Here is a 24,795-nt window from a genome sequence, read left to right as displayed (position 1 = left end):
TCAGATAGGTAAGCCCGCGAAGGTACTCCCGTGATCTAATTAAATCAATTTGATTTTTTGTTCGCTCATAAAAGAAATTTTTGTGAGTCAACAGGGGCTTTTCCTGCACAGATCGCCCCTGGATTCAACCCCGGAATCACCCTGATGAGCACCATCCGCTTCTTGCGCACGTTCCTGGCCGTGGCCCACCACGGGTCGTTTTCCGAGGCGGCCGAGCAGGTCGCCCTGACCCAGGCCGCCGTCAGCTTCCAGATGCGCTCGCTGGAAGCCGAGCTGGGGCGCGAATTGTTCGACCGCAGCGGGCGTCTTGCCATTCTTAACGCAGCCGGCCGGGAATTGCTACCGGAAATCAAGCACTTGCTGGATTTATACGACCGCATGCGGCTGCCGCGCACCGTCCCGGGTGAACTGGCGGGGTCGGTGTCGGTGGGCAGCATCGTGTCGTGCATGGGGACGCTGTCCAAGGTGGTGTCGGGCATGAAAAAGGCCCATCCCAAACTGGACGTGCGGATTCTGTCGGGCAAGGCCAGCGAACTGGCCGGCAAGGTCGAAGACGGCGAGCTGGACGCGGCGTTCCTGGTGGAAGCCGGCCGCAAGATGGCCAGCACCCGCTGGGTGCCGCTGTATGAAGAACCGCTGGTGGTGATCGCCTCGCCGTCCGCTGCGGGCCGCGATGCCCGCCAGGTGCTGGCGGGCAACCCCTTTTTGCGGTTCGACCGGACCCAGCGCACCGGGCTGCAGATCGACCGGCTGCTGCGGCGCCTGGCGGTGCCGCTGAACGAATTCCTGGAACTGAACGCGATCGAAACCCTGGTCGAGCTGGTGCGCCAGGAGGTCGGCGTAACGCTGTTGCCGCTGATCAACGGCTCGAACTGGCACGCCAGTCCGGAACTGCGCATCCTGCCCCTGCCCGCCGACCTGGGTCCGATGTCGCGGGCCATCGGCATGCTGGAACGCCGTGAACATGCCCGCCAGGGCATCACCGCGGCCATCTGCGAGGCCTGCGCCGCGGCATTCCGGGCACGCGAACCGCAGGGGGCCGCCCCGGCCTGACGGCGCCAGGCCGGATGCGGTGGCGCCCGGGGGCCCGCCGATACGGGGCGGCCCCGGACCCTGCCCAGGCATGGCAGGTCCCGGGGCGCGGGGCCGTACCTTACGTACCCATCGCCGGGTCGGTCACCGTCGGCTTGCCCGTTTCCACGCGGCCGGCAAAGCGGCGCAGGTAGGCGGGGTCTTCGTTCAGGCGCACCGAGAAGTCGTACCAGGCGCCGCTGGCCTTCAGGGCCCACGACTGTTCCACCTGGCTGCCCGCCGGCACCGTGAACGACCACTTCTCATTATTGGTGTAGTAGGCGTTGGGCGTGACGACGAACGTGACCGGTTTCTTGCCGCTGTTGATGAAGCTGGCGTAGACGTCGCCGTTGGCCACGTCGTAGCAGACGCGGATCTCGGCATCGAGCTGCTCGCTGCGGGCCAGGGCCAGGTCGCCGGCAAAATGGCGCAGGTAGCCGTTCGGACCCATCACCCACAGGTCGTACTTGCCGCCGTCCGCGGCCGCATCCCAGCTGCCTTCCAGCTGCTTGTTCGGCTCGACCGTATAGCGGCGCGGCAGGCGGTCCAGGTGCAGGCGGTCATAGACGTGGAACACGCCCGTGGCCGTGCCGGTATTGGCGAACACCAGCCACATGGCGCTGGTGCCCGGCTGGGCGCGGCCGCTGGTGTGCAGTTCGTAAGGCAGCGGACGCGAGAAGCGCACGCCGGTTTCCTGCACGGGCTTGGCCTGCGTGGTGGTGTCGGGCAAGGCCACCTGGGGCAGCGCCTGCTGGTCGGCACGGGTCTGGTCCGCCTGGGCCTTGGTCAGCAAGCTCAGGTCGGGCAGCTTTTCGTCGTTGGGCGTGGCGAAGTTGAAGGCCGACGTCAGGTCGCCCAGCACGGCGCGGCGCCACGGGCTGATGTTCTTTTCCGCCACGCCGAAACGCGCTTCCAGGAAACGCAGCACCGAGGTGTGGTCGAACGCCTGCGAATTGACCCAGCCGCCGCGGCTCCAGGGCGACACGATGTACATCGGCACGCGCGGACCGGGGCCGTAGACGCGGTTGTCGGCCGCATCCTGGGCCGAAGGCCGCGTGTGGCGTTCCAGGTCGGTGTTGACGGTGGATGCGCCCGCCATCGAGCCGTCCGGGTTGATCGACGGCGCGGCCGGCGACGGCACGTGGTCGAAGAAGCCGTCGTTCTCGTCGAAGTTGACCAGCAGCACGGTCTTGCTCCAGACGTCCGGGTTGGCCGTCAGGGCATTCAGCGTTTCCTGGATGTACCAGGCGCCCTGCACCGGGCTCGACGGGCCGGGGTGCTCGGAATAGTTCGCGGGCGCGACGATCCAGGACACCTGCGGCAGGTTGCCGTTCATCACGTCATCGCGCAGGGCCTGCAGCAGGCCGCCGTCCGGCATGGTGTTGGCCGTGCCCTTGTAAAGCGGGTTGGTCGCGTCCGATGCGGGCGTCCAGGCCGGCGGGTTGGGCGTGACGGTGGGGTCGTTGCCCGACAGTTCGTAGGCCTTGCGGAACTGGCGGAAACCGGCCAGCGGGTTGTCGGTGAAGTTGTCGGGCAGGTTCTGGTAGACCTTCCAGGTCACGCCGTTTTCCTGCAGGCGCTCGGGGTAGGTCTTCCAGGTCCAGCCGATGGTCGAGGCGCCCAGGCCGTCCCATTGGTTGCGGGTGGACGGGCCGTTGCCCTGGGCCAGCGGATCGTTGGTGCCGGTCCAGTGGAACAGGCGGTTGGTGTTGGTGCCGCCGTGCGAGGCGCAGTGATAGGCATCGCACAACGTGAAGGCCTCGGCCAGCGCGAACTGGAAGCCCAGCTCTTGCCGGGTGTAGTAGCCCATGGACTGGTTCTGCTTGTAGCGCGGCCACTGGTACAGGCGGCCGCCGTCCCAGGCGTTCTGCGCGTCCAGATAGTCGTGCGGCGTGCCGGACACGCGCTGGGCGTTGCCCTTGGTGCTGTCCAGGTGATACGGCAGCACCACGCGGGTGCCGTTGGTCTGTTCCCAGACCGAGCGGTTCTGCGGCAGCGGCACGGTAATGCGGTCGCCAAAGCCGCGCACGCCCTTGAACGTGCCGAAGTACATGTCGAACGAGCGGTTTTCCTGCATCAGGATGACCACGTGCTCGACGTCGTTGATGGTGCCGGTGCGGTTGTTGGCGGGAATCGCCAGCGCGCGGCGGATGGCCGGCGGGAACATCGACAAGGCGGTCAGGCCGGCGGTCGAGGCGGCGGCGTTGCGCAGGAAGCGGCGCTTGCCGGCGTGGATCGGGTCTTTTTCGGACGTCACAGGTGCTATTCCTTGAATTCTGATTGAGGCGCCGCCGTCAGGGCGCGCAACGCAATTGGGGCTTGGCGGGCTGGGTCGGCGTCTCGGGGTTGCCGCCGCCGGGGGTGCCGCTGTCGCTGTCGTCGTCCTTGTCGCCGCCGCAGGCGGTCAGGGTGGCGGCGATCATCAGCACCGCGCCCAGGCGCAGGAACGCGCGCAAGATCGGAGAAGTATTCATGTTGTGTCTATCCTTGGGACATCAGGGGATCAGTTCGGAAACGGACTTGCCGGACAGGGCCAGCGACTTGATCTCGGCTTCGGTCAGCGCGCGCGACCAGAAGGCCAGGTCGTCGAAATACATCGTGTAGGGGCCCTTGGTGCCGGCGCAGCACACGCCGTAGGTGCCCTTGCCGTCTTCATTCAGACCCAGGTGCGGGCCGAACAGGCCGGCGATCTTGGTCAGGTCGACCGCGGCGGTGGGCGTGGAACGGCTGGTGAAGCCCAGTTCCGGGTCATAGACGTAGGCCGACATGGTCTTGGCCGTCTTGTCCACGGACATGGCCACGTACACGGGTTTGTTCGGCGTGAACTTCACCCCGTTGATGTCGACCCGGGTCCCGCCAGCCAGGTTGAAGCGCAGCTCGGGGCCGGCCCACTGGGCGATGGTGATGCCGGGGTTGCCGCCCGAGTTGTAGTCCTTGTTGCCCAGGATGGAGCGGTCGTTGGCGGTGCCGTCCGACTGGTACCAGAAGCCGATGGTGAAGGCGTTGACGGTGTCCAGCAGGCCCGCCGGATAGTCCAGCTTGAAGGCGCCGATGGGGTCGCCGGTACGCACGTTCTGGAACATCTTGCCGAACACGCCCTTGTCGGCGAACACCGGCGTCTGCGTGCCGTCGTAGGGGGTGATCGCCCCGCCGCCGGCCGCCTTGTCGGTCAGGTTGCCTTCGAACGGGAACAGCAGCGTCAGGCCGGTACGCAGCGACGCCAGCAGCGGCACCGGCGCCGTGTACACCACCGTGGCGCGCACCGCCGTCACGGCATTGCCCACCGAGATGGTGTAGTTCAACTCGTGCATGCCTTCGGTCGTGAACGAGAACGCGGTGTCGACGTAGTCGGTCGCCGTGCCGGGCAGGCGGGCGATTTCGGCGCCGTCACGCGCAATCACGATGTCGCCGGTCGGGATGCCGACACGGGTCCAGTTCAGCGACACGCTCTTGTTGTCCATCGACGTGCGGCTGGCGGCGCGGCGCAGGGCCACCGACTCGGTCAGGGCGGCGCCCGCCATGTCGTACTGGCCGGCGGCCGGCATGGCGCCCAGGTGCGCCAGCACGGTGGGCGCGGCGTCGGCGGCGCTGGGCAAGGCGTACCAGGCGCTGTTCCAGACGCCGTCGAACGACGCGTCGTCGGCGCTGCCGCCCAGCAATTGCGGCCGGTTCACCGCCAGCAGCGTGGTCTTGTTGAGCGAGAGCTGCAGGCCGTCGCTGCCGCCCGTGCGGTCCAGGCCGTGGCTGGACGCCACCACCACCAGCCAGTTCTCTTCCGGATGGTCGGCGCGGCGGCCGGCCACCTGGGCCAGCAAGGCGCCGATAGCGCTGTCGGTCTGGCGCAAAGTGGCCTGGTAGCCGGCGCCGAAGCCGGCGGCCAGGGCCGCGGTCTCGGGCGCGCCGAACTGCGCCACCACTACGTCATAGCCTTCGGTGATGCGATCGCGCGCCTGGCTGGCCACGCAGGTGTCCACGCCCGCACAGTCGGTCAGGCTTTGCAGGTAGCCGGCAGCGCGGTCGTTGCCCGCCAGGCTGGCCAGCAACGTCGCATTGAAGGCCGCCGCGGTGCGTGCGGCGGGCTTGGCCGTCTTGACGCGCTGGAACAGCGTCGGCGTCTTGGGCGCCTGGCCCGGCGCGTTGCTGCGCACGCCGTGCTGGTCGGCCCACTGGCCGGTCAGGAGCGTGGTCCAGCCCGGCACCAACAGCGTGGGTTGCTGCGTCACGCCGCCCGTCACGCCGCCGGTCCAGCTGCGCGTCACGGTCAGTTGCGCCAGGCTGGGCAGGGACTTGTCCGCCACGCTCTGGCGGTAGGCGTCGTACGTCAGGCCGTCCACGCCGATGAAAAGCACCTTGTTGGCCGCAGACGCGGCGGGCGGCTGCGTGGCCGGCGGCGGCGTCGCCTCGTCGTCGTTCTTGTCGTCGCTGCCGCCGCATCCGGCCAACGCGCCCAGGGCGGCCAGCGCCGCGCACCAGCGCTTCCACTTCATTACCTGCATGTTCTTTCCCTTTCGAAACCCGCTTTGTGGGTGGCCCACATAGTGGCTTCGCAAGGTGAACGACGCATGAAGCAAAGAAAGGAATCGCTGATCGACGGATCAGGATTTTTTTCTGATGCGACACACACGGAAACAAAGCGAAGGGACCGGCGCGCCGGTCCCTTCGAGGTATCGCGCAGGCGGGCGCGGCGTGTTGCGCACCGCATCCGCCCTGTTCGGCGCCAGGCCGATCAGCTGCCGATCTTCACGCCGGTCAGGTAGCCCACCGACGCGCCGAAGCCGTCCTTGTAGTTGGCCTTGACCAGCGGTTCCAGCGTGGGCCGCACCTTGGCGTGCACGCTGCCCCAGTCGGCGGCGTGCTGGAAATTGCTGGTGATGTAGGTCCAGCCATTGATCTCGTCCACCGCCTGCAGGCCGGTGGATTCCGCCGCCACCGGGCACGACAAGAGGCGCGACAGCGCCTTGGTGTCGACGTTGTAGGCCCACAGGAAGTTGTTGACGTGGCCGCCGCTGTCCTCACCCACGAACAAGGTGCGCAGCTTTTCCGAGAACTTCAGGTTGTCGGGGTTGGAGATCTTGTCGGCGTTGTGGGTGTTGCCCAGCTCGTCGACCGGAGAGATCGGCGTGCCGACCAGTTCGGCCACGGCCGCCATGTCCACGGGCACCCATTCGCTGTCGATCGCCTGGCCGTTGGTGTCGACCTGGCCGGCCTTCATGTGCAGCTGATAGACGGCGCCGGCCGAGTTGGCCGTGACCTTCATGCCGGCCACGGTGCCGTCGACCATCGAGCTTTCGATGCGCGACATGGCGCTGTAGGCGATCTTGTCCTTGACGTTGACCGTGGTGCCTTCCATCTTGGTGAAGCCCAGCGTGCCGCCGACCAGCGCGGCGTAGCGGTGGGTTTCCAGGAAGGCGGCGGCCTGGCGGCGGCCCGGCATCAGCTTGACCCAGTTGTCACCGCCGCTGAAGCGGATCTTGGTGAAGGTGTTGTCGGCGGGGTCCGTCTTGCGCACGTCCATGATGTCGGCGGCGGTCAGCTGGTCGGCCAGTTCCTTGACTTCGGCGCTGGTGGCGTGACCCAGGTTGATCCAGGTCAGCGTGCCGGCGCCCGGGCCGGTGCCCGAGGTCTGCGCCCACTTGGCCACGTACAGCGAGCCCGACGACAGGTCGGCCTTGCGGTCGGCCACGAACATGAACAGGCCACCGTTGGTGGCGTCGTCGCCCATCAGCGCGGTGCGCTGGTCGGGCATGATCTGGACCAGCTCGTGCGAGATGCGGCCCATGCAGTAGTGCTTCTTGATGCTGCCGGTGCCGTCCGGGTTCACCGTCACTTCCGGCATGTGGCCGTAGTGGTACGGGTTGGCCTTGTTGGGGTCGTTGAACAGGTTCTGGCTGTAGGCCTGGAACTGCGCCTGGGTCTTGGCGACGGTGGCATCGGGTTCGTATTCTTCGCTGGACAGGTGGGTATTCCAGGGCGACAGGCTGGCGCCGCAGGTGATCCACAGGCCGTTCACCGACGAAGTGTCGACGTTGCTGTACTTGACCAGGCTGAGCTTGCCGGTGGCCGGATCCTGCGCCAGGGTCAGCACGGCGATCGGCGACGGCAGGCGGCCGTACATGTCGTTGCCGGCCTGGTCCATCGACTGGTATTCGAACTGCACCACGGCGAACACGGTGTTGCCATTGACGCCCGGCACCTTGGGCGCCTCCAGCTTCAGCAGCGACATGCCGTCCGGGCAGTTCGAGAAGAACGCGCGCGCCTTGGCGGGCACCGAGTTGTCCATGATGGGCGCGCCGGTGTTGTCGAAATAGGCGCCGGCGATGATGCTGCCGCCCTTGCCGTCCGGCACCGCGTCGCCGGTCATGAAGAACTGTTCGTAGCCCAGGTCGACCTTGCGGGTCGAACCGTCGCTGAACGTCAGCACCATTGACGAGCCTACCGTGGTACGCGCCATCAGGGCGGGGTTGGCCAGGGAAGGCGCGGGCATCGACGTGAACGAGGCGGACTTGAACGTGACGTTGGGCGCGGGCGGGTTGCCCGGCGTGACGACTTCATCATCGTCATCGTCGCTGGAATTACAGCCCGCCAGCAGCGCGGCCATGCTTACGCCGCCCAGCGGCAGCATCGGCGCACCGCCGAGCATTTTCAGAAGGCGACGGCGGTTGGCGTGTGTCGTGTCTTGCATCGTTGTTTCCTGTGGGGAGGGGTCAATGCCGCGGGGCTTCGCCGCAGCGTGCACGCATGCTAGACAGACGGCATTTAAGCTTGATGACAGCGCGTCGTTTGCATCTTGAAAGCAATTGCCCCCCGCTATCGCGGACTTGTCATGATCGGCCGCTATAGTCGGGCGCATTCCTGTCTGCGCGCCCCGCCTGTCGGTGCGCGTCTTTCTCCTTGCCTTCATGCCTTTGTCCCTGCGCTTGTCTCTTCCCGCGGCGCCCGCCGCGCTTCGTGTCCTGGCCGTGCTGGCGCTGGCCGCCGGCCTGGGCGTGTGGGGCGCGGTGCTGTTCGCACCCGGCCCCGGTCCCCTGCCCCCCGCGCTGTCCGCGCCCGCGCCGCGCGCCGCGGACAACACGCCGGTGGCGCTCTGGTTCGGCCGCGATGAAGTGATGCGCACGCAGATCAGCGTGCTGGGCGTGATCGCCGCGGGCACGGACGGCGCCGCCGTCTTCAGCGTCGACGGCGGTCCGCCCCTGGCCTGGCGCGTGGGCGATGAAGTCGCGCCGGGGATTCTCTTGAAAGAGATCAGCGCCGACGCCATCACGGTCGAGCAAGGCGGCCGCGCCAGCCGCCTGACGGCCCCGGTGTTCCCGGCCCCCGCGGACGGCATCGCCAGCGCGGCCAGGTGAGCGCGCCAGGCTCATATTGCTGTCATATTTCATGTCCACAATCCTCCGCTTCTACTGAAAGACCGGAGTTGTAAAGTGCGTCAGACATCGCGTGGGCCAGCCCGCCAGCAAGGTTTCACCCTGATCGAGATCATGGTGGTCATCGTGATCATGGGGATTCTTGCGGCCCTGATCGTTCCGCGCGTGCTCGACCGTCCCGACCAGGCCCGCCAGGTGGCGGCGCGCCAGGATATCGGCGGCATCATGCAGGCGCTCAAGCTGTATCGGCTGGACAACGGCCGCTACCCCACCACGGCCCAAGGTTTGCGCGCGCTGGTCGAAAAGCCCGAAGGCGCGTCCAACTGGCGCGGCTACCTGGACAAGCTGCCCAATGACCCGTGGGGCCATCCGTACCAATACCTGAGCCCTGGCGTCAAAGGCGATATCGATGTGTTCTCGTTCGGCGCCGACAACAAGCCCGGGGGAGAAGGCGGCGATGCCGACATCGGTTCGTGGGAACTCTGAACGCGGCTTCACGCTAGTCGAAGTCCTGGTGGTGCTGGTGATCGTCGCCATCGCCGCCAGCATGGTCAGCCTGTCCATCGGCAAAGGCCCGGACCCGCTGCGCGACGACGCGCAGCGTCTGGCCGACGCCTTTACCGTGGCCCAAAGCGAAGCCCGCAGCGACGGCCGGCCGATACGCTGGCTGCCCGCTGCCGGCGGCTGGTCGTTCGAACGCCAGGGCCGCGCCGACTCGCCCACCGCCGACGAAAACGTGACGCTGCCCGTGGACAAGCTGGAACGCGACGACGCGCTGCGCCCGCGCACCTGGCTGGCCGGCCCTGTGCAACTGCGGCTGGACCCGAACCAGCCGCTGGTCTTCAATACCGAGTGGGTGGCCGATCCGTTCAGCCTGCAATTGCGGGCGGGCGAATCGCTCGTGACGCTGTCGCGCGATGCGTCGGGACACTATGACATCCGCTGAATCCCCCGCCTTGCGGCAACGCCAGCGCGGCTTCACTTTGATTGAAGTGCTGGTGGCGCTGGCCATCATCGCCGTCGCGATGGGCGCGGCCCTGCGCGCCACCGGCGTCATGGCCGCCAACAACCGCGCGCTGCAGGACAAGACGCTGGCGCTGCTGGCCGCGCAGAACGCGCTGACCCAGTTGCGGCTGGAGCAGATGCTGCCGCGCGCCGGCACGCAGACCGTGCCCTGCCCCCAAGGCGGCCTGGCGCTGCGCTGCGAGCTGGAATTCACCAATTCGCTGAACCGCAGTTTCCGCCAGGTCTCGGTCAAGGTCCGCGATAACGCGGACGGCGGGGTCCTGCTGCAACTGGACGGCCTGTTGTCGAGCCTGCGATGAGTCTGTGCCACACCTCGCGTCCCACTGCGCGCCCGGCTTCACACTGCCCTCGCCGCCGCGCCGAAGCGGGCTTCACCCTGATCGAAGTGCTGGTGGCCCTTGCGCTGATGGCGCTGGTCAGCCTGATGGCCTGGCGCGGCCTGGAAAGCGTGTCCAGCGCGCGCGAATGGATCTCGCAGCAGGCCGAAGACACCGACGCCATCGTGCGTACGCTGGGCCAGATCGGACGCGACGCCGAACTGGCCTACAACGGCCCGTCGTTCGCCTCGCCCGGCATCGATGCGCGCGTCTTCACCAGCGGCATCCGCCTCTTGCCCGGGACGGCCGGCGCGCAGACGCTGGAAATTCTGCGGCCCGATCCGGACGGCAGCGGCCGCTGGCAGCGCGTGCAATGGTCCGTGCGCAAGGACGGCCTGTGGCGCGCCAGCGGTGCGTCGGCCGAACAGGCGCCGCTGCCGCCGGCGGGCGACGGCGTGCTGCTCCTGCCCGGCGTGCGCGCGCTGGTGCTGCGCGGCTGGGTCCCCGGGGCCGGCTGGATGGACACGCGGTCGCCATTTTCGGCCAGGCCCAGCGGTATCGAGATCGCGCTGGACCGCGGCGCGGGCGGCGACACCCGGCGCTACAGCCGCATCCTGGAGCTGCCATGAACGCGCCCCAGCCCCGCGAACGCGGCGCCGCCGTCATCAGCGCCCTGATCATCGTGGCCATCGTGGCCGCGCTGACCACCAGCCTGTTCCAGCGCCAGACCGCCAGCACGCGCCGCGTCGAAAACGAAATGGCGCGCGTGCAGGCGCGCATGATGCTGGCCGGCGGCATCGACTGGGCCCGCCTGGTGATCCGCGACCACGGCAAGCGCGAATCCACCACCCGCGGCGACCAGATCTGGGCCACGCCGATACTCGACACCCGCATCGAACGCCCCGGTGACGACCGCGTGGCGGTGTTCTCCGGCCGGGTACAGGACGAACAAGGCAAGTACAACCTGAACAACCTGGCCAGCCACGGCGTGCCGCAGCCCGAACAGGAGCAGGTGCTGCGGCGCCTGTTGGCCAGCCTGCGCCTGCCCGACGCGCTGGCCGCGCGCATGCTCGACATCATCGTGGCCAGCCAGCCGCCCGCGCAGCCGGCCGATGCGCCCACGCCGGCCCAGGGCGGCCAGACCCCGGATGCCCGTGCGCCGCAGCCGCGCGGCATCGACGACGTGGCCGCGTTGCTGGGGCTGGCGCCCGCGGTGCGCAACGAACTGCGCCGCACCATGACCGTGCTGCCGCTGGCCACCAATGTCAACGTCAACACCGCGCCGCCGGAGGTCATCGCCGCCCTGGTGCCGGGCCTGTCGCTCAGCCAGGCCCGCGCCATCACCGGCGAACGCGACCGCGGCAACTGGTTCAACAACAGCGGCGACTTCGCCAACCGGCTCGCCGCCACGGGCGTGAAAACCCCGGCGCCGGCCGTCGTCACCGCCAGCGGCTGGTTCATCGCCAATGGCGTGGTTGCTTACGAACGGGCCCGGGTCTCGATGCAGGCGCTGATACGCAGCGCCCCGCCGGCCGCGCCCGACACCCTCTGGACAAGAGAAAATCCGTGAAGAATTCCTTGCGCATCGCGCTGCCCCCCCTGGCCGAATTCGGCCCCGGCTCGCCGCTGCCCTTTGCGTGGTTCGACCGCCGCGGCAATTGCGCGCGTCGCGGTGAACTGACGCTGGCTGCCCTGGGCCAGGCCTATCCGCAAGCCGCTTGCGAAGCGGTGCTGCATCCCGGCGATGTCATCGCCGCCACCGTGCAGGTGCCCGCCGTGGCCCGCGCGCGTTTCGGCGCCGCGGTGCGCAGCGCGCTCGAACCCCTGGTGCTGAGCGACCTGGACGACCTGGCGATCGGCCACGGCCCGCGCGCCGCCGACGGCTCGGTGCCGCTGGCCTGGGCCGCGCGCGAGCCGGTGCGCCGCGCGTGGAGCCTGCTGAACACCCACGGCCTGCGCGCCCACGCCTTGATCGCGCCGCAGACCTTGGCGCCCGACGACGCCACGCCGTTGCGCGACCCCGCCGACCCGCGCTGGCGGGCTCCGTCGCCGTCCTGGTCGCTCGCCATGCCGCAGTTGGCGCCTGCACGCGTATCGCGTTGGCAGCCCGTCTGGCGCTGGGGCGCGGCGGCCGCCGTGGTCTGGATCGGCGGATTGAACCTGCACGCCGCGCAATTGCGCGGCGAGGCCCAGTCCCTGCGCGACGGCATGCGCCGCCAGGTGCTGGCCGCGTTTCCGGACATTCCCGTGGTGCTGGACCCGGCCCGCCAGGCCCAGCAAGGCCTGGATGCGCTGCGCAACCATCGCGGCGCCGCCAGCGCGGGCGACTTCCTGCCGCTGGCCCGCGCCGCGGCACAGACCCTGCCCTTCGCCGCCGACAAAGTGGCGCGGCTGACCTACGCCGACCAGGCCCTGACCCTGCAACTGGCCGACGCCGGCCCTGCCGCCCAACGCGTGGCCGAAACCCCCGCGCTGATCCAGCAAGCGGCCGCGCAAGGCCTGAAGCTGGAACGCGGCGATACCGACAACACCTGGCGCATCACGCGCAGCCAACCATGAAGCCCTTCGAACGCCTTGACGCCGCCTGGCGCGCCGTCCGCAAACCCCTGGCGCCCGCCGCCGATCGCGCCCGCCAACGCTACCTGGCCCTGGCGCCGCGCGAACGCCGGCTGGTCAACGCGGCCGGCGCGTTGCTGGGTGCGGTCGTAGTCTTTACCGTGCTGATCGAACCGGCCCTGACCACCACCCGCAAGCTGCGCGATGAACTGCCCCTGCTGCGCACGCAGGCGGCATCCGTGGCCGACCTGGGCGCGCAGGCCATGGCCTTGCGCGGCAAGGCGGCTGCGCCCGCCGCCACCCTGCCCGCCGCGGCCGACATCGGCACCAGCCTGGAACGCGCGGGCCTGCCGGCCGACCACTGGAAGCTGGATCACCCGGGCCAGGGCGACAGCGTCAAGCTGTCCCTGTCTGAAATCCCCTCGTCCGCCCTGCTGCGCTGGCTGGAAAACGCCGCGGGCGATTGGGGACTGGCCGTCAAAGACGTGGACCTGGCCCGCGCCGCCAATGCCAACGGCCGCCCGTTGCCCGGCCTGGTCAACGGCAGCATCACGCTGGCGCTGCCGGCACGCAAGGCCCGTTCCTGATGCGCCTGCCCCGTTTGCCCAAGCGCACCGGCCTGGTGCTGGCCTGCGGCGCCTGTGCGCTGGCGGCCGCCGCCGCGGTGCTGCCGGCCCGCTGGCTGCTGGCGCTGCTGCCCGCCGACGCACCGGTCACGCTGGCCGACGCCGCCGGCACGGTCTGGAACGGCAGCGCCTGGATCGCGCTGGGTCCGCCCGGCGCGCGCCGGCTGCTGCCACAGGCGCTGCACTGGCAATGGCGCTGGCCGTCGATGACGCTGGAACTGTCGCACCCCTGGCTGCAAGGGCCGGTGCGCGCAGGCGTCAGTTGGACGGGCCTCACGCTGTCGGCTCAATCGCTGCGCCTGCCGGCCACCGCCCTGCCCGCGCTGGGCGCCCCCTGGAACACGCTGGCCCCCGAAGGCACGATCGAGGTCAATTGGCAGGCCCTGCGCCTGGGCGGCAACCTGCCCGACGCGCCACTGGCCGACCTGCGCTGGCGCGATGCCGGCACGGCGCTCACGCGCGTCTCGCCGGTGGGCACCTACCTGCTCAGGATTCGTGGCAACGGCAAGTCCGGCGCCACGCTGGCGCTGACTACCGAAAGCGGCCCGCTGGCCGTCACCGGCCAGGGCAGCGCCAATGCGCGCGGCGTGCGCTTCACGGGCCAGGCCACGTTCGCCCCGTCGGCCAGCGAGACCGACCGCGCGGCGCTGGACGGCCTGATGTCCACGTTGGGCCGGCGCAGCGGCGATACGGTGGAGTTCGGCACCGGCAAGTAAGGCCGCGGACGCGCGCGACGCGCCATGGCGGGCCGCCCGCGCATGCCCTGCGGTCTCGCGCCCTCTTGCGCTGCGGGGCGTGCGCACTGCCGCCCCGCGTCCTTCAGGCGTCCCGCGTCACCCGCAGGATTTCTTCCGGCGACGTATCGCCGCTTGCCACCCAGCGTGCGCCGTCTTCGCGCATGCTGAACATGCCCGCAGCGCTGGCCGCGCGGCGCAGCTCGCGCTCGTCGCTGCCTTCGTGGATCAGCCTGCGGGCCTCGTCGTCCACCGTGAACAGCTCGTGGATGCCCGAGCGGCCGCTGTAGCCCGTGTGGTTGCAGGCCTCGCAGCCCACCGGCTGGAACACCGGCACGCCATCCTGCATCGACGGCTTCTTGCACGCCGGACACAGCTTGCGCACCAGCCGCTGCGCCAGCACGCCCAGCAACGACGACGACAACAGGAAGGGTTCCACGCCCATGTCCGTCAGCCGGGTCACGGCCGACACCGCATCGTTGGTGTGCAGCGTGGCCAGCACCAGGTGGCCCGTCAGCGACGCCTGCACGGCAATCTGCGCCGTTTCCAGGTCGCGGATTTCGCCGATCATGATCACGTCCGGGTCCTGCCGCAGAATCGCCCGCAGCGCCAGCGCGAAACTCATGTCGATCTTGGCGTTGACCTGCGTCTGGCTGATGCCCGGCAGGTCGTATTCGATCGGATCTTCCACCGTCAGGATGTTGCTGGTGGAGGCATCCAGGCGGCTCAGGGCAGCATACAGCGTCGTGGTCTTGCCGCTACCGGTCGGCCCGGTCACCAGCACGATGCCGTGTGGCTGGCGGATCAGCCGGTCCAGCTGGCCCAGCACGCCGGGCGCCATGCCCAGCTTTTCCAGCCGCAGCCGGCCGGCTTCCTTGTCCAGCAAGCGCAGCACCGCGCGTTCGCCATGCCCCGTGGGCAGCGTGGATACGCGGATGTCGATCGGCCGGCCGCCCACCCGCAGCGCAATGCGGCCATCCTGCGGCAGGCGCTTTTCGGCGATGTCCAGGTGCGCCATGATCTTGATGCGCGAGATCAGCGCCGCATGCAGCGCCTTGCGCGGCGACACCACGTCGCGCAGCGTGCCGTCCACCCGGTAGCGCACCACCGAATGCGTCTCGAACGGCTCGATGTGGATGTCGCTGGCGCCGTCGCGCGCGGCCTGCGCGAACAGCGCGTTGATCATTCGGATCACCGGCGCGTCGTCCTGTGCGTCCAGCAGGTCCGCCACTTCGGGCATGTCCTGCAGCAGGCGGTCCAGGTCGATCTCGTTTTCGGCCACGCCCATCACCGAGGCCGCATCCTCGGCATGGCTGTAGGCGGCCGCCAATAACGTTTCCAGCGCCTCGTCGTCCACCTGCGCCACGGCGATATCGCCGTGGCAGCGCCGGATCTCGCGCACCGCCCATTCCGGCGTGCGCGGGCTGACCGTCAACTGCGCATGGCCCGCGCGCAACGACAGCACCGCCCGCTGGGCGCGGGCCCAGGCATAGGGCAAGGGATGCGCGCTCATTGCAGCGACGACAGGTCACGCGCCGCGCCCGCGGCCAGGGGTCGGGTCGCGCGGATCGGCACGGACGGATCGCCGGTCTGAACCAGGTCCGGATACTGCCGCACTGCGAACGACTGCACCGTGGCCGCAGCCGGCCGCGCGGCCTGGGCCTGCGGGTTGCCGCGGAAGTCGTAGACGTTGTTGGACACCGAGCCCGCGCCCGCGCCGGCCGGCGGCAGCATCGGCGCCTGCGCGTCCGGCAGCAGCCAGTGGTTGCTCGGCTGCGTGGCCGCCTGGGCGCGGCGCATGTAGTCGTAGCGGTCCAGCGTGACCGACGCGCTGCGGTTGGCATCGCGCACCACGTAGGGTCGCAGGAACACCATCAGGTTGGTCTTGGTGCGCTTGCGGCTTTCGTACTTGAACAGCTCGCCCAGCACGGGAATCGAGCTCAGGCCCGGCACGTTGTTCGACGTGATCGTCACGTTTTCTTCCAGCAGGCCGCCCAGCACGATGATCTCGCCGTCGTCCACCAGCACGCTGGTGTCGATGGCGCGCTTGTTGGTCACGATGCCCGTGGTGGGCGTCGAGCGGCTTTCGTCGATGCTGCTGACTTCCTGGTAGATGTCCAGCTTGACCGAGCCGCCTTCCGACACCTGCGGCCGGATGTTCAGCTTCAGACCCACGTCTTCGCGTTCGATGGTCTGGAACGGATTGTTGTTGTTGCCGCCGCTGGTCACGTACTGCCCCGTCACGAACGGCACCGTCTTGCCCACCAGGATGCTGGCCGACTGATTGTCCAGCGTCAGCAGATTCGGCGTGGACAGGATGTTGGCCTGCCCCGTGTTCTGCATGGCTCGCGCCAGCACGCCCAGGTTGATCACCTTGTTGCCCAGCACGTCCACCGTGCCCTTGACGACGCCCAGGCTCAGACCGCCGCCCAGCGCATCGATCGACGTCGGACCCTTGCCCGACAGGCCGCTGCCGCCCAGGTTGGTGCCGCCGATGAAGCTGGTGCCGCCGCTGTTGATGTTGCCCGCGCCCGTCATCCACTGGATGCCGAACTCGGCCGCCGCGTCTTCGCTCACTTCGACGATCAGGCTTTCCACCAGCACCTGCGCGCGGCGCTGGTCCAGCTGGTCGATCACTTCACGCAGGCTGCGGTACAGCGGCTCCGGCGCCGAGATGATCAGCGAATTGGTGGCCGGGTCCGCCTGGATGGTGGCGCCGCCCGCCGAATACGACACCGCCTGGTTGCCGGTCTCGTCACGCGCGATGCGTTCCTGGTCGCCCGACATGCCGCCCTTGGACGAACTGGACGAACCCGTCGAGCCCGACAGCCCCAGGCCGTTGTTGCCCGTGCTGCTGCCCGTGGGCTGCTGCGTCCGGTTGTTGCCGGTCTGTGCACCGCCCGCATTGCCGCCCGTCGGGTTGGCGCCGGGCGCGGCATTGGCCTGGCCGGCCAGCAAGCCGCCCAGCACTTCCGCGATACGCGTGGCCTGCGCATTGCGCATGTACACCACGTGCAGGTTGCCCGCGCGGTTCTGCTGCGCGTCCAGCTTCAGGATCAGATCGCGCGCCAAACGCGTGCGCGCCGGGCTGCCCGCGCGCACCAGCACGCTGTTGCTGCGCGGGTCCGCCACCACCGCGATACGCTGCGTGGGGTCGTTGCTTTGCGTGTCCAGCAACTGCGACGCCAACACCGCTATATCCGACGCGATGCCCGACCGTACCGGCACCACGTCCGTATCGATCGAACTGGGCACATCGATCCGCGCGATCACCGCCGCGATGCGCTCCAGGTTGTCCGCGTAGTCCGTCACCACCAGCGTGTTGTTGCCGGGATACGCATTGATCGGGTTGTTCGGCGGCACCATCGGGCGCAGCACCGGCACCAGGTTCGCCGCGTTCTCGTACTTCAGCGGAAATACGCGCGTCAGCATCTCGCCGCTATTGCCCGAGCCGTTGCGCGCAAACGTCGACACCGGCACCGAACCCTTGGCCGCGCCGCCCGCAGGCGCCGCCGGCCGCGAATCGCCCACCACCGCGCTGCCCTGCAGCTTGGCGTCGGCTTCCGGCACCACGCGCGTCACGCCGTCCACCTCGACGATCGCAAAGCCTTGCAGCCGCAGCGCACCCGTCAGCATCGACAAGGCCTGGGCGCTATCGACGGGCCGATCCGACACCAGCGTGAGCTTGCCCTTGACCCGAGGATCCACCAGGAAATTGCGCTTGGTGAACAGCGACAGCGCACGCAGCACGGCCGGGATATCCGTGTCCACGAAGTTCAGGCTGACGCGATTGTCTGCCTGTTGAGCATAGGCCTGGCTGGCCGTGGGTCCGAGTTGGCTTGCCGCGAGCAAGACCGCAAGGCTGAACTGCGCGATATGACGCATGACGAGATGTGCCTGAGACGTGAAGACGTGTGAAAAGACGTGAAAGCGCGTCGGAGTATACGGGGTGACACTGCAACACTACGGTCATAATCCAAAGGCAAGGTGACGGCCTGGAAAGCCTTTATTCACGGGCCTCTCGCGCCTGCGGGCAGGCTCCCGGATCACCCTCCCACCATGCCATCCTTTCGTTACGAAGCCACTGACGCGCTCGGAAAAATCGTGCATGGCACGATCGACGCCGACAGTGAGCGCGGCGCCCGCAATCAACTGCGCGGCCGCGGCCTCTTGCCCCTGTCCACGTCCCCCGCCGCGCGCGCCGAGGGTCTGGGCGCGGCCTTGCGCACGCGACTGTCCGATGCCGACCTGGCCTGGCTCACCCGCCAGCTCGCCAGCCTGCTCGCCGCCCGCCTGCCGCTGGACGCTGCGCTGTCCGCCACCCTGGAACAAGCCGAAAAGAAACACATCGCGGCCACCCTCGAAGGCGTACGCGACGACGTGCGCGCCGGCCACCGCCTGTCCACCGCGCTCGCCTCGCGCCCGCGCGACTTCCCCGAGATCTACCGCGCCCTGATCGGCGCCGGCGAAGAATCCGGCGACCTCGCCCAGGTCATGGAAAAACTCGCCGACTACATCGAAGAACGCAACACCCTGCGCAGCAAGGTCATGACCGCGTTCATCTACCCCGCCGTCGTCGGCTGCGTCTCGGTCATCATCGTCATCTTCCTGCTCGGCTACGTCGTGCCCCAGGTCGTCTCCGCCTTCAGCCACGCCAAACAGCAGCTGCCGCTGCTCACCCGCATCATGCTGTCGCTGTCCGACTACGTGCGTGACTGGGGCCTGGCCACCGGCGCCGCCATCGCCCTGGCCATCATCCTGTGGCGCTACTCCTTGCGCGTGCCCGCCGCCCGCCATGCATGGCACGCCCGCGTCCTGCGCCTGCCCCTGGCCGGCCGCTTCGTCCTGGGCGTCAACGCCGCCCGCTTCGCCTCGACCCTCGCCATCCTGTGCGGCAGCGGCGTCGCCCTGCTCACCGCCCTCGAAGCCGCCCGCCGCACCCTCGGCAACGACGTGCTGCGCACCGCGGTCGATGAAGCCTCCGCCCGCGTGCGCGAAGGCGCCGCCCTGTCCAGTTCGCTAGCCGCCCAGAAAGTCTTCCCCTCCCTGCTCGTCCACCTGATCGCCAGCGGCGAAAAGACCGGCCAGCTTCCAGAACTGCTGGACCGAGGCGCCCAAAACCTCTCCCGCGACCTGGAACGCCGAGCCATGGCAATGACCGCGCTGCTCGAGCCCGCGCTGATCCTGCTGATGGGGGGATTCGTACTGTTGATTGTGCTGGCGGTGATGATGCCGATCCTGGAAATGAATCAGCTGATCCGCTAGAGGGGAAGGTCCGGAGCGAAGGCTCCGGACCGCAATCGTTGGCGCGCACACGCGGTGCGCGGCCCGCGCCGGGCGACCTACGAAGAAAAGATACCTACGAAGACCAACAACCTACAAAAGAATCACAAAGCTTCTTCGTCGCTCTCACCCGTCCGAATCCGGATGGCTTGTTCGACCGGCGTGACGAAAATCTTGCCGTCCCCGATCTTGCCCGTACGCGCCGCTTTCACGACCGCTTCGATCGCGGCTTCGACCTGATCATCCGGCAGCACCACTTCCACCCGGATCTTCGGCAGGAAATCCACCACGTATTCCGCCCCCCGATAAAGCTCGGTATGCCCCTTCTGGCGCCCGAACCCTTTCACTTCCGTCACGGTCAGCCCGCTGACGCCCACCTCGGCGAGCGCCTCGCGGACTTCGTCGAGCTTGAAGGGTTTGATAATGGCGGTGACTTGTTTCACGTTCGTCGTCCTGGTTTTTGATCTGTTGCAACGCCTCGCCCCGGCCACATGCCGGCAAGGCGCAATGATTAAGAGAATACCACCGGGCATAGCGGCCGCCACGCTGGCGCCGCCCCCCGTGCCGCCGGGAAAACCCGCAGGCGCCTAGGGCCTGTTCACACTAGAAGGCGCCTCGTCCGGAATCCGGTCCGCGTCCCGCATCCACACCACCGATTCCGAATCACTCGGCGCCCGCCAGTCGCCACGCGGCGACAGCGACCCGCCCGACCCCACCTTCGGCGCATTCGGCACGCACGTCCGCTTGAACTGGCTGAGCCGGAAGAACCGATCCAGGAAAATCTTCAGGTTGCGCTTGATCGCCGCCAGGTCGTACTGGTTGCGCGCCACGTGGCCGCCGTCCGGCCAGGCCCCCGCATCCCGGTCGCGCCAGGCCGCCAGGGCCAGGAAAGCCACCTTCGTCGGAGAAAAACCGTAGCGCAGCGTGTAGTACAGATTGAAATCCTGCAGCTCGTACGGCCCGATCGTGTCCTCGCTCTTTTGCCCCGGCTTGCCGTCGGCCCCGCCCGGCACCAGCTCGGGGCTCACGTCCGTGCCCAGCACGTCCAGCAGCACCGCCGCGCCTTCCGGCCCCAGGCGGCCCGACTCGGCCACCCAGCGCACTAGGTGCGTGATCAGCGTCTTGGGCACGCTGGCGTTCACGCTGTAGTGCGACATATGGTCACCCACCCCATACGTGCACCAGCCCAGCGCCAGTTCGCTCAGGTCGCCCGTGCCGATCACGATCGCGTTCTTGAAATTGGCGATGCGGAACAAGTGGTTGGTGCGTTCGCCCGCCTGCACATTTTCAAACGTGATGTCGTACACCGGCTGGCCGTCGGCATACGGGTGCCCCAGGTCTTTCAGCATCTGCAGGCAACTGGGGCGGATATCGATCTCGGACGCCGTGCAACCCACCACCGCCATCAGCTGGCGCGCCTGCTGCAGCGTGCGCGTGCTGGTCGCGAAACCCGGCATCGTGATCGCCAGGATGTTCGAGCGTGGCAGCCCCAGCGTATCCATCGCCTGCGCGCACACCAGCAGCGCGTGGGTCGAATCCAGTCCGCCCGAAATGCCGATCACCACCTTGGACATGCCGCTGGCCGACAGACGCTGAGCCAGCGCCTGCACCTGGATGCTGTAGACCTCTTTGCAGCGCGCGTCGCGGCGCTGCGCATCGGCCGGCACATAGGGAAAGCGCGCCACGCGGCGCTCGAGCGGCAGCTCGGCGTCTTCGAGCGGCGGATTCACCGGCACGAGCACGCTTCGAAACTTGCACACTTCGTCCTGGTGGCGCCGCACCGACTGGCCGAAGGTGGTCTGACGCATGCGTTCGCGCGACAGACGTTCCAGGTCGACGTCCGAGAACAGCAGATGCGATTCGGTCAGGAAGCGGTCGGATTCGCCCAGCAGTTCGCCGTTTTCGTAGATCAGGGCCTGGCCGTCCCAGGCCAGGTCGGTCGACGATTCGCCGCGCCCGGCCGACGTGTACAGGTACGCCGACAGGCAGCGCGCCGACTGCTGCGCCACCAACTGGTGGCGGTATTCGGACTTGCCCACCACGATGTTCGAGGCCGACAGGTTCACCAGCACCGTCGCACCCGCCAGCGCCGCGAACGACGACGGCGGAATCGGTACCCACACGTCTTCGCAGATCTCGACGTGGAACTGGAACAGCGGCAGCTTTTCCATCTGGAACAGCAGTTCGGCGCCGAACGGCACCGTCTGGCCCAGCAGGGAGATTTCAGCCTGCGCCGCGCAATCGGCCGCGCTGAACTGGCGCGCTTCGTAGAATTCGCCGTAGTTCGGCAGATAGGTCTTGGGCACCACGCCCAGGATGCGGCCGCCGGCCACCACCACCGCGCAATTGAACAGCTGGTGCGCCACCCGCAGCGGCGCCCCGACGATCAAGGCGATATCCAGTTCGGCCGTGGCCTGCACCACCTGGTCCAGCGCCGCCTCGCAGGCGTCCAGCAGGGCCTTCTGGTGGAACAGGTCGTCGCAGGAGTAGGCCGACAGGCCCAGCTCGGGGAACGCGGCCAGCACGGCGCCGCCCTGGGCGGCCTGCTGCGCCAGCGCAATGGTCTGCGCGGCATTGAAGGCCGGGTCTGCGACCCGGCACTCGGGCACGCCCACCGCCACGCGGGCGAAACCGTGGGAATACAGGTTGAAGAACGGGTTCGACATCGGGTTTCTATCGCCTGGGAATCCAAGCGCCGATTATCTCACGGCGTCATCCGGATAACCGGGGCATTCCCCTATGGGCGGGAGGGTGCCGCCGGAGGCGCCAGGCGGTCCGGCCCCGGGTGTCCGCCCTCCGCCGCCAGCGCGGCCTGGATGGCGCCGTCGCGCAGGTAGCTGCCCATGGCGCCGATGTCGGCGCCGGACGGCTGCTGGTACAGGCGCAGGCCCAGTTCCGGCAGGATCGCCAGGAGGTGGTCGAAAATGTCGCCCTGGATGCGCTCGTACTCGACCCAGGCCGTGACCGCCGTGAAGCAATAGACCTCGACCGGAATGCCGTCGGCCGTGGGTTCCATCATGCGCACCATCATGGCCATGTCCTGGCGCACCTCGGTGTTCTGCTTCAGGAAGGCCAGGCCATAGGCGCGAAACGTGCCGATATTGGTCAGGCGGCGGCGGTTGGCCGGCACGCTGGCCAGTTCGCCCATGGTCTGGTTGGCCTGGGCGATGTCGTGCGTCTTGACCCGCAGGTAGTCGTGCAGCAGGCGAAAGCGCATCAGCCGCTGGGCTTCTTCGTCGGTCAGAAAGCGCACGCTGCTGGCGTCGATGCGCAGCGTGCGCTTGATGCGCCGGCCGCCCGACTCGAACATGTGGCGGTAATTGCGATAGCTTTCGGAAAACAGTTTGTAGGTCGGCACCGTGGTGACGGTGTTGTCCCAGTTCTGCACCTTGACCGTGTGCAGGGCAATGTCCTTGACGAAGCCGTCGGCGTTGGACTGCGGCATTTCGATCCAGTCGCCGATGCGCAGCATGTCGTTGCTGGTCAGCTGGGTGCTGGCCACCAGCGACAGCAGGGTATCCTTGAACACCAGCAGCAGCACCGCCGACAACGCGCCCAGGCCCGAAATCATCCACAGCGGCGAGCGGTCGATCAAGATCGACAGCACCAAAACGGTGCATACGGCCATCAGGATCAGCTTGCTGATCTGGATGTAGCCCTTGATGGAACGGGTCTGCGCCCGCGTGGTGGCCGAATAGGTGTCCTGCCAGGCGCTCAGCACCCCCGAAAACGCCACGAACACGCAGATCCAGGCCCCGGCATGCGCCAGCCGGCCCACCAGCGCGGCCGCCTTTTCCACGTGCGGCACCAGCTCGATGCCGATCGACACCACCGCGAAGGGCACGGCGTACCACAGGTTCTGGTAGGCGCGGCGGCGCTGCAGCGCCTTGTCCCAGTCTTCGTGGCCGCTCACCACCAGCAGCCGGTGGGCCAGCAGCAGCACCACCCGCGCGACCACCCACTGGACGAACAGCGCCGTCAGGATCAGCACGCCGATGCCGACCAGCGTCTGGGCCCAGGGCTGGTGCGGCATGTAGGTATCAAGTTCGGTGGCCAGTTCTTCCCATTCCATGGGCATAGCGCGAGTGCTCTCTAGTGATTCGGACAAGGCGGCGCGGTGCGAACCGGCCAGATCGCTGCCGCCAGGATACGCCCCGGCGGCCCGCGGATACGACCCTGAATTATCCGACAAGTCACGACGGGGCAAAGTATCCAGGCGCTACCAGGACGCCCGGCTGCGGCGCCCCCTCCCCCTGCGGTCACTACGGACTCGGCAAGTCCGGATTCGTCAGCCCTCCATGGCAGGCCCTATAATTCGGGCCATCATGGCAAACACTCCCTCCCCCGATCAAAACCAGTTCGCCAACAAGGCGCAGGCCTGGTCCGCCCGGTTCTCGGAACCGGTTTCCGAACTCGTCAAACGCTATACGGCGTCCGTGGATTTCGACAAGCGCCTGGCGCACGTCGACATTCAAGGTTCGCTCGCGCACGCAGACATGCTGGCCGCCCAGGGCATCATCGGCGCCCAGGACCTGGCTGACATCCAGCGCGGCATGACCCAGATCCTGTCCGAAATCGACGCCGGCAGTTTCCAGTGGCTGCTCGACCTGGAAGACGTCCACCTCAACATCGAAAAGCGCCTGGTCGAGCTGGTCGGCGACGCGGGCAAGCGCCTGCACACCGGCCGTTCGCGCAACGACCAGGTCGCCACCGACATCCGCCTGTGGCTGCGCGGCGAAATCGACACCCTGATCGACCTGCTGCGCCAGTTGCGCCACGCGCTGGCCTCGGTCGCGCTGGACAACGCCAGCACCATCATGCCCGGCTTCACCCACCTGCAAGTGGCCCAGCCCGTCACGTTCGGCCACCACCTGCTGGCCTACGCCGAAATGTTCGGCCGCGACGCCGAACGCCTGGCCGACTGCCGCCGCCGCGTCAACCGCCTGCCGCTGGGCGCCGCCGCCCTGGCCGGCACGTCGTTCCCCATCGACCGCGAACGCGTCGCCAAGACCCTGGGCTTTGACGGCGTCTGCCGCAACTCGCTCGACGCCGTCTCCGACCGCGACTTCGCCATCGAATTCTGCGCCGCCGGCGCACTGATCATGACGCACGTCTCGCGCCTGTCCGAAGAGCTGGTGCTCTGGATGAGCCCGCGCGTGGGCTTCATCGACCTGGCCGACCGTTTCTGCACCGGCAGCTCGATCATGCCGCAAAAGAAAAACCCCGACGTGCCCGAACTGGCCCGCGGCAAGACCGGCCGCGTCAACGGCAATCTGGTCGCCCTCTTGACCCTGATGAAAGGCCAGCCGCTGGCCTACAACAAGGACAACCAGGAAGACAAGGAAGGCCTGTTCGACACGGTCGACACCGTGCGCGACACGCTGACCATCTTCGCGGACATGGCCGCCGGCATCAAGGTCAAGGCCGACAACATGCGCGCCGCCGCCCTGCAAGGCTTCGCCACCGCCACCGACCTGGCCGACTACCTGGTCAAGCGCGGCGTGCCCTTCCGCGACGCCCACGAAGTCGTGGCCCACGCCGTGCGCGACTGCGAACAACGCGGCTGCGACCTGGCCGACCTGTCGCTGGCTGAACTCAAGGCCTACCACGCCCAGATCGGCGACGACGTCCACCAGGTCCTGACCCTGGAAGGCTCCGTCGCGGCCCGCAAGCACGTCGGCGGCACCGCCCCCGAGCGCGTGGCCGAAGAAGCCCGCCGCGTACTGCAGGAAACGGCAACCTGACACGCCAATCGGCTCTGCACGAAAAAACGGCTCCGGATTCTTTCCGGAGCCGTTTTTCTTTGGCCAATGAATGC

At 68.2% G+C, this 24,795-nt stretch carries 21 protein-coding genes; 12 read left to right on the top strand and 9 right to left on the bottom strand.

Annotated features, from left to right (window positions below; genetic code table 11):
* Positions 1 to 144: 144 nt before the first annotated feature.
* Positions 145 to 1,053, top strand: a complete 909-nt coding sequence (locus AC3WMR_RS05845; protein ID WP_025138949.1) for a LysR family transcriptional regulator — start codon at positions 145 to 147, stop codon at positions 1,051 to 1,053.
* Positions 1,054 to 1,153: 100 nt separating this feature from the next.
* Here AC3WMR_RS05845 and AC3WMR_RS05840 read toward each other — a convergent pair whose 3' ends face one another.
* The 4 genes from AC3WMR_RS05840 to AC3WMR_RS05825 form a co-directional block, all read right to left on the bottom strand.
* Positions 1,154 to 3,328 (bottom strand): phosphocholine-specific phospholipase C, encoded by a 2,175-nt coding sequence (locus tag AC3WMR_RS05840; protein ID WP_492263797.1) that lies wholly within the window; start codon positions 3,326 to 3,328, stop codon positions 1,154 to 1,156.
* Between the two features lie 37 nt (positions 3,329 to 3,365).
* Complete coding sequence (locus AC3WMR_RS05835; RefSeq protein ID WP_025138951.1) at positions 3,366 to 3,545, bottom strand: hypothetical protein; 180 nt, start codon at positions 3,543 to 3,545, stop codon at positions 3,366 to 3,368.
* 21 nt (positions 3,546 to 3,566) lie between these two features.
* Complete coding sequence (locus AC3WMR_RS05830; protein WP_492263798.1) at positions 3,567 to 5,567, bottom strand: LamG-like jellyroll fold domain-containing protein; 2,001 nt, start codon at positions 5,565 to 5,567, stop codon at positions 3,567 to 3,569.
* 230 nt (positions 5,568 to 5,797) lie between these two features.
* Positions 5,798 to 7,753 carry a PhoX family protein gene (locus tag AC3WMR_RS05825; RefSeq protein WP_492263799.1) on the bottom strand — a complete coding sequence of 652 codons (1,956 nt, stop codon included), beginning with the start codon at positions 7,751 to 7,753 and terminating at the stop codon, positions 5,798 to 5,800.
* Positions 7,754 to 7,970: 217 nt separating this feature from the next.
* Between AC3WMR_RS05825 and AC3WMR_RS05820 the strand changes: the two genes are divergently transcribed.
* The 9 genes from AC3WMR_RS05820 (at position 7,971) to gspN (ending at position 13,676) form a co-directional block, all read left to right on the top strand.
* Positions 7,971 to 8,417, top strand: a complete 447-nt coding sequence (locus tag AC3WMR_RS05820) for a hypothetical protein (protein ID WP_492263800.1) — start codon at positions 7,971 to 7,973, stop codon at positions 8,415 to 8,417.
* A gap of 75 nt (positions 8,418 to 8,492) precedes the next feature.
* The gene (gspG, locus tag AC3WMR_RS05815; RefSeq protein ID WP_029954106.1) at positions 8,493 to 8,921 is read left to right on the top strand and encodes a type II secretion system major pseudopilin GspG; all 429 of its coding nucleotides are present in this window, start codon (positions 8,493 to 8,495) and stop codon (positions 8,919 to 8,921) included.
* Positions 8,893 to 9,381 carry a type II secretion system minor pseudopilin GspH gene (gene gspH / locus AC3WMR_RS05810; protein WP_492263801.1) on the top strand — a complete coding sequence of 163 codons (489 nt, stop codon included), beginning with the start codon at positions 8,893 to 8,895 and terminating at the stop codon, positions 9,379 to 9,381. Before gspG ends, gspH begins: the two co-directional genes overlap by 29 nt.
* Positions 9,368 to 9,760 (top strand): type II secretion system minor pseudopilin GspI, encoded by a 393-nt coding sequence (gene gspI / locus AC3WMR_RS05805; RefSeq protein ID WP_492263802.1) that lies wholly within the window; start codon positions 9,368 to 9,370, stop codon positions 9,758 to 9,760. Before gspH ends, gspI begins: the two co-directional genes overlap by 14 nt.
* Positions 9,757 to 10,407 carry a type II secretion system protein GspJ gene (locus AC3WMR_RS05800; RefSeq protein WP_492263803.1) on the top strand — a complete coding sequence of 217 codons (651 nt, stop codon included), beginning with the start codon at positions 9,757 to 9,759 and terminating at the stop codon, positions 10,405 to 10,407. Before gspI ends, AC3WMR_RS05800 begins: the two co-directional genes overlap by 4 nt.
* Positions 10,404 to 11,348, top strand: a complete 945-nt coding sequence (gene gspK / locus AC3WMR_RS05795) for a type II secretion system minor pseudopilin GspK (RefSeq protein WP_492263804.1) — start codon at positions 10,404 to 10,406, stop codon at positions 11,346 to 11,348. The genes AC3WMR_RS05800 and gspK overlap by 4 nt, the downstream gene beginning before the upstream one ends.
* Positions 11,345 to 12,337, top strand: a complete 993-nt coding sequence (gene gspL / locus AC3WMR_RS05790) for a type II secretion system protein GspL (protein ID WP_492263805.1) — start codon at positions 11,345 to 11,347, stop codon at positions 12,335 to 12,337. The genes gspK and gspL overlap by 4 nt, the downstream gene beginning before the upstream one ends.
* On the top strand, positions 12,334 to 12,921 hold the full coding sequence (locus tag AC3WMR_RS05785) for a type II secretion system protein M (protein WP_492263806.1): 588 nt from the start codon (positions 12,334 to 12,336) through the stop codon (positions 12,919 to 12,921). The genes gspL and AC3WMR_RS05785 overlap by 4 nt, the downstream gene beginning before the upstream one ends.
* Positions 12,921 to 13,676: a type II secretion system protein N gene (gspN, locus tag AC3WMR_RS05780; protein ID WP_492263807.1), complete on the top strand. Its 756-nt coding sequence runs from the start codon at positions 12,921 to 12,923 to the stop codon at positions 13,674 to 13,676. Before AC3WMR_RS05785 ends, gspN begins: the two co-directional genes overlap by 1 nt.
* 103 nt (positions 13,677 to 13,779) lie before the next feature.
* On the opposite strand, the gene gspE is transcribed toward gspN, so the two are convergent.
* Positions 13,780 to 15,207 carry a type II secretion system ATPase GspE gene (gene gspE, locus AC3WMR_RS05775; protein WP_492263808.1) on the bottom strand — a complete coding sequence of 476 codons (1,428 nt, stop codon included), beginning with the start codon at positions 15,205 to 15,207 and terminating at the stop codon, positions 13,780 to 13,782.
* The gene (gspD, locus tag AC3WMR_RS05770) at positions 15,204 to 17,579 is read right to left on the bottom strand and encodes a type II secretion system secretin GspD (RefSeq protein ID WP_492263809.1); all 2,376 of its coding nucleotides are present in this window, start codon (positions 17,577 to 17,579) and stop codon (positions 15,204 to 15,206) included. Before gspD ends, gspE begins: the two co-directional genes overlap by 4 nt.
* A 174-nt stretch (positions 17,580 to 17,753) precedes the next feature.
* Between gspD and gspF the strand changes: the two genes are divergently transcribed.
* Complete coding sequence (gene gspF, locus AC3WMR_RS05765; protein WP_025138965.1) at positions 17,754 to 18,959, top strand: type II secretion system inner membrane protein GspF; 1,206 nt, start codon at positions 17,754 to 17,756, stop codon at positions 18,957 to 18,959.
* A 122-nt stretch (positions 18,960 to 19,081) separates the two neighbouring features.
* Here the strand turns inward: gspF and AC3WMR_RS05760 are convergent, their stop codons facing one another.
* The 3 genes from AC3WMR_RS05760 to AC3WMR_RS05750 form a co-directional block, all read right to left on the bottom strand.
* A complete protein-coding gene (locus tag AC3WMR_RS05760) occupies positions 19,082 to 19,420 on the bottom strand; it encodes a P-II family nitrogen regulator (protein WP_006386376.1) in 339 nt (112 codons plus the stop codon).
* Between the two features lie 144 nt (positions 19,421 to 19,564).
* Positions 19,565 to 21,643: an NAD(+) synthase gene (locus AC3WMR_RS05755; RefSeq protein WP_492263810.1), complete on the bottom strand. Its 2,079-nt coding sequence runs from the start codon at positions 21,641 to 21,643 to the stop codon at positions 19,565 to 19,567.
* A 71-nt stretch (positions 21,644 to 21,714) separates the two neighbouring features.
* Positions 21,715 to 23,049: a mechanosensitive ion channel family protein gene (locus AC3WMR_RS05750; RefSeq protein WP_492263945.1), complete on the bottom strand. Its 1,335-nt coding sequence runs from the start codon at positions 23,047 to 23,049 to the stop codon at positions 21,715 to 21,717.
* Between the two features lie 253 nt (positions 23,050 to 23,302).
* Here AC3WMR_RS05750 and argH point away from each other — a divergent pair, with 253 nt between their 5' ends.
* Positions 23,303 to 24,721: an argininosuccinate lyase gene (gene argH / locus AC3WMR_RS05745; RefSeq protein ID WP_492263811.1), complete on the top strand. Its 1,419-nt coding sequence runs from the start codon at positions 23,303 to 23,305 to the stop codon at positions 24,719 to 24,721.
* The last annotated feature ends 74 nt before the right edge of the window (positions 24,722 to 24,795 follow it).

Source organism: Achromobacter sp. FW305-C-28, from assembly GCF_058783235.1.
The sequence above is the reverse complement of the archived record's forward strand: the minus strand, read 5'-3'. Positions and strand labels throughout refer to the sequence as shown.

Coding starts and splice junctions, on each gene's coding strand:
- AC3WMR_RS05820 (WP_492263800.1), top strand. CDS start 7,971: ATGCCTTTGTCCCTGCGCTTGTCTCTTCCCGCGGCGCCCGCCGCGCTT.
- gspF (WP_025138965.1), top strand. CDS start 17,754: ATGCCATCCTTTCGTTACGAAGCCACTGACGCGCTCGGAAAAATCGTG.
- gspN (WP_492263807.1), top strand. CDS start 12,921: ATGCGCCTGCCCCGTTTGCCCAAGCGCACCGGCCTGGTGCTGGCCTGC.
- gspD (WP_492263809.1), bottom strand. CDS start 17,579: ATGCGTCATATCGCGCAGTTCAGCCTTGCGGTCTTGCTCGCGGCAAGC.
- gspI (WP_492263802.1), top strand. CDS start 9,368: ATGACATCCGCTGAATCCCCCGCCTTGCGGCAACGCCAGCGCGGCTTC.
- argH (WP_492263811.1), top strand. CDS start 23,303: ATGGCAAACACTCCCTCCCCCGATCAAAACCAGTTCGCCAACAAGGCG.
- gspH (WP_492263801.1), top strand. CDS start 8,893: ATGCCGACATCGGTTCGTGGGAACTCTGAACGCGGCTTCACGCTAGTC.
- AC3WMR_RS05835 (WP_025138951.1), bottom strand. CDS start 3,545: ATGAATACTTCTCCGATCTTGCGCGCGTTCCTGCGCCTGGGCGCGGTG.
- AC3WMR_RS05755 (WP_492263810.1), bottom strand. CDS start 21,643: ATGTCGAACCCGTTCTTCAACCTGTATTCCCACGGTTTCGCCCGCGTG.
- AC3WMR_RS05750 (WP_492263945.1), bottom strand. CDS start 23,049: ATGGAATGGGAAGAACTGGCCACCGAACTTGATACCTACATGCCGCAC.
- gspK (WP_492263804.1), top strand. CDS start 10,404: ATGAACGCGCCCCAGCCCCGCGAACGCGGCGCCGCCGTCATCAGCGCC.
- gspE (WP_492263808.1), bottom strand. CDS start 15,207: ATGAGCGCGCATCCCTTGCCCTATGCCTGGGCCCGCGCCCAGCGGGCG.
- AC3WMR_RS05800 (WP_492263803.1), top strand. CDS start 9,757: ATGAGTCTGTGCCACACCTCGCGTCCCACTGCGCGCCCGGCTTCACAC.
- AC3WMR_RS05825 (WP_492263799.1), bottom strand. CDS start 7,753: ATGCAAGACACGACACACGCCAACCGCCGTCGCCTTCTGAAAATGCTC.
- AC3WMR_RS05845 (WP_025138949.1), top strand. CDS start 145: ATGAGCACCATCCGCTTCTTGCGCACGTTCCTGGCCGTGGCCCACCAC.
- AC3WMR_RS05785 (WP_492263806.1), top strand. CDS start 12,334: ATGAAGCCCTTCGAACGCCTTGACGCCGCCTGGCGCGCCGTCCGCAAA.
- AC3WMR_RS05830 (WP_492263798.1), bottom strand. CDS start 5,567: ATGCAGGTAATGAAGTGGAAGCGCTGGTGCGCGGCGCTGGCCGCCCTG.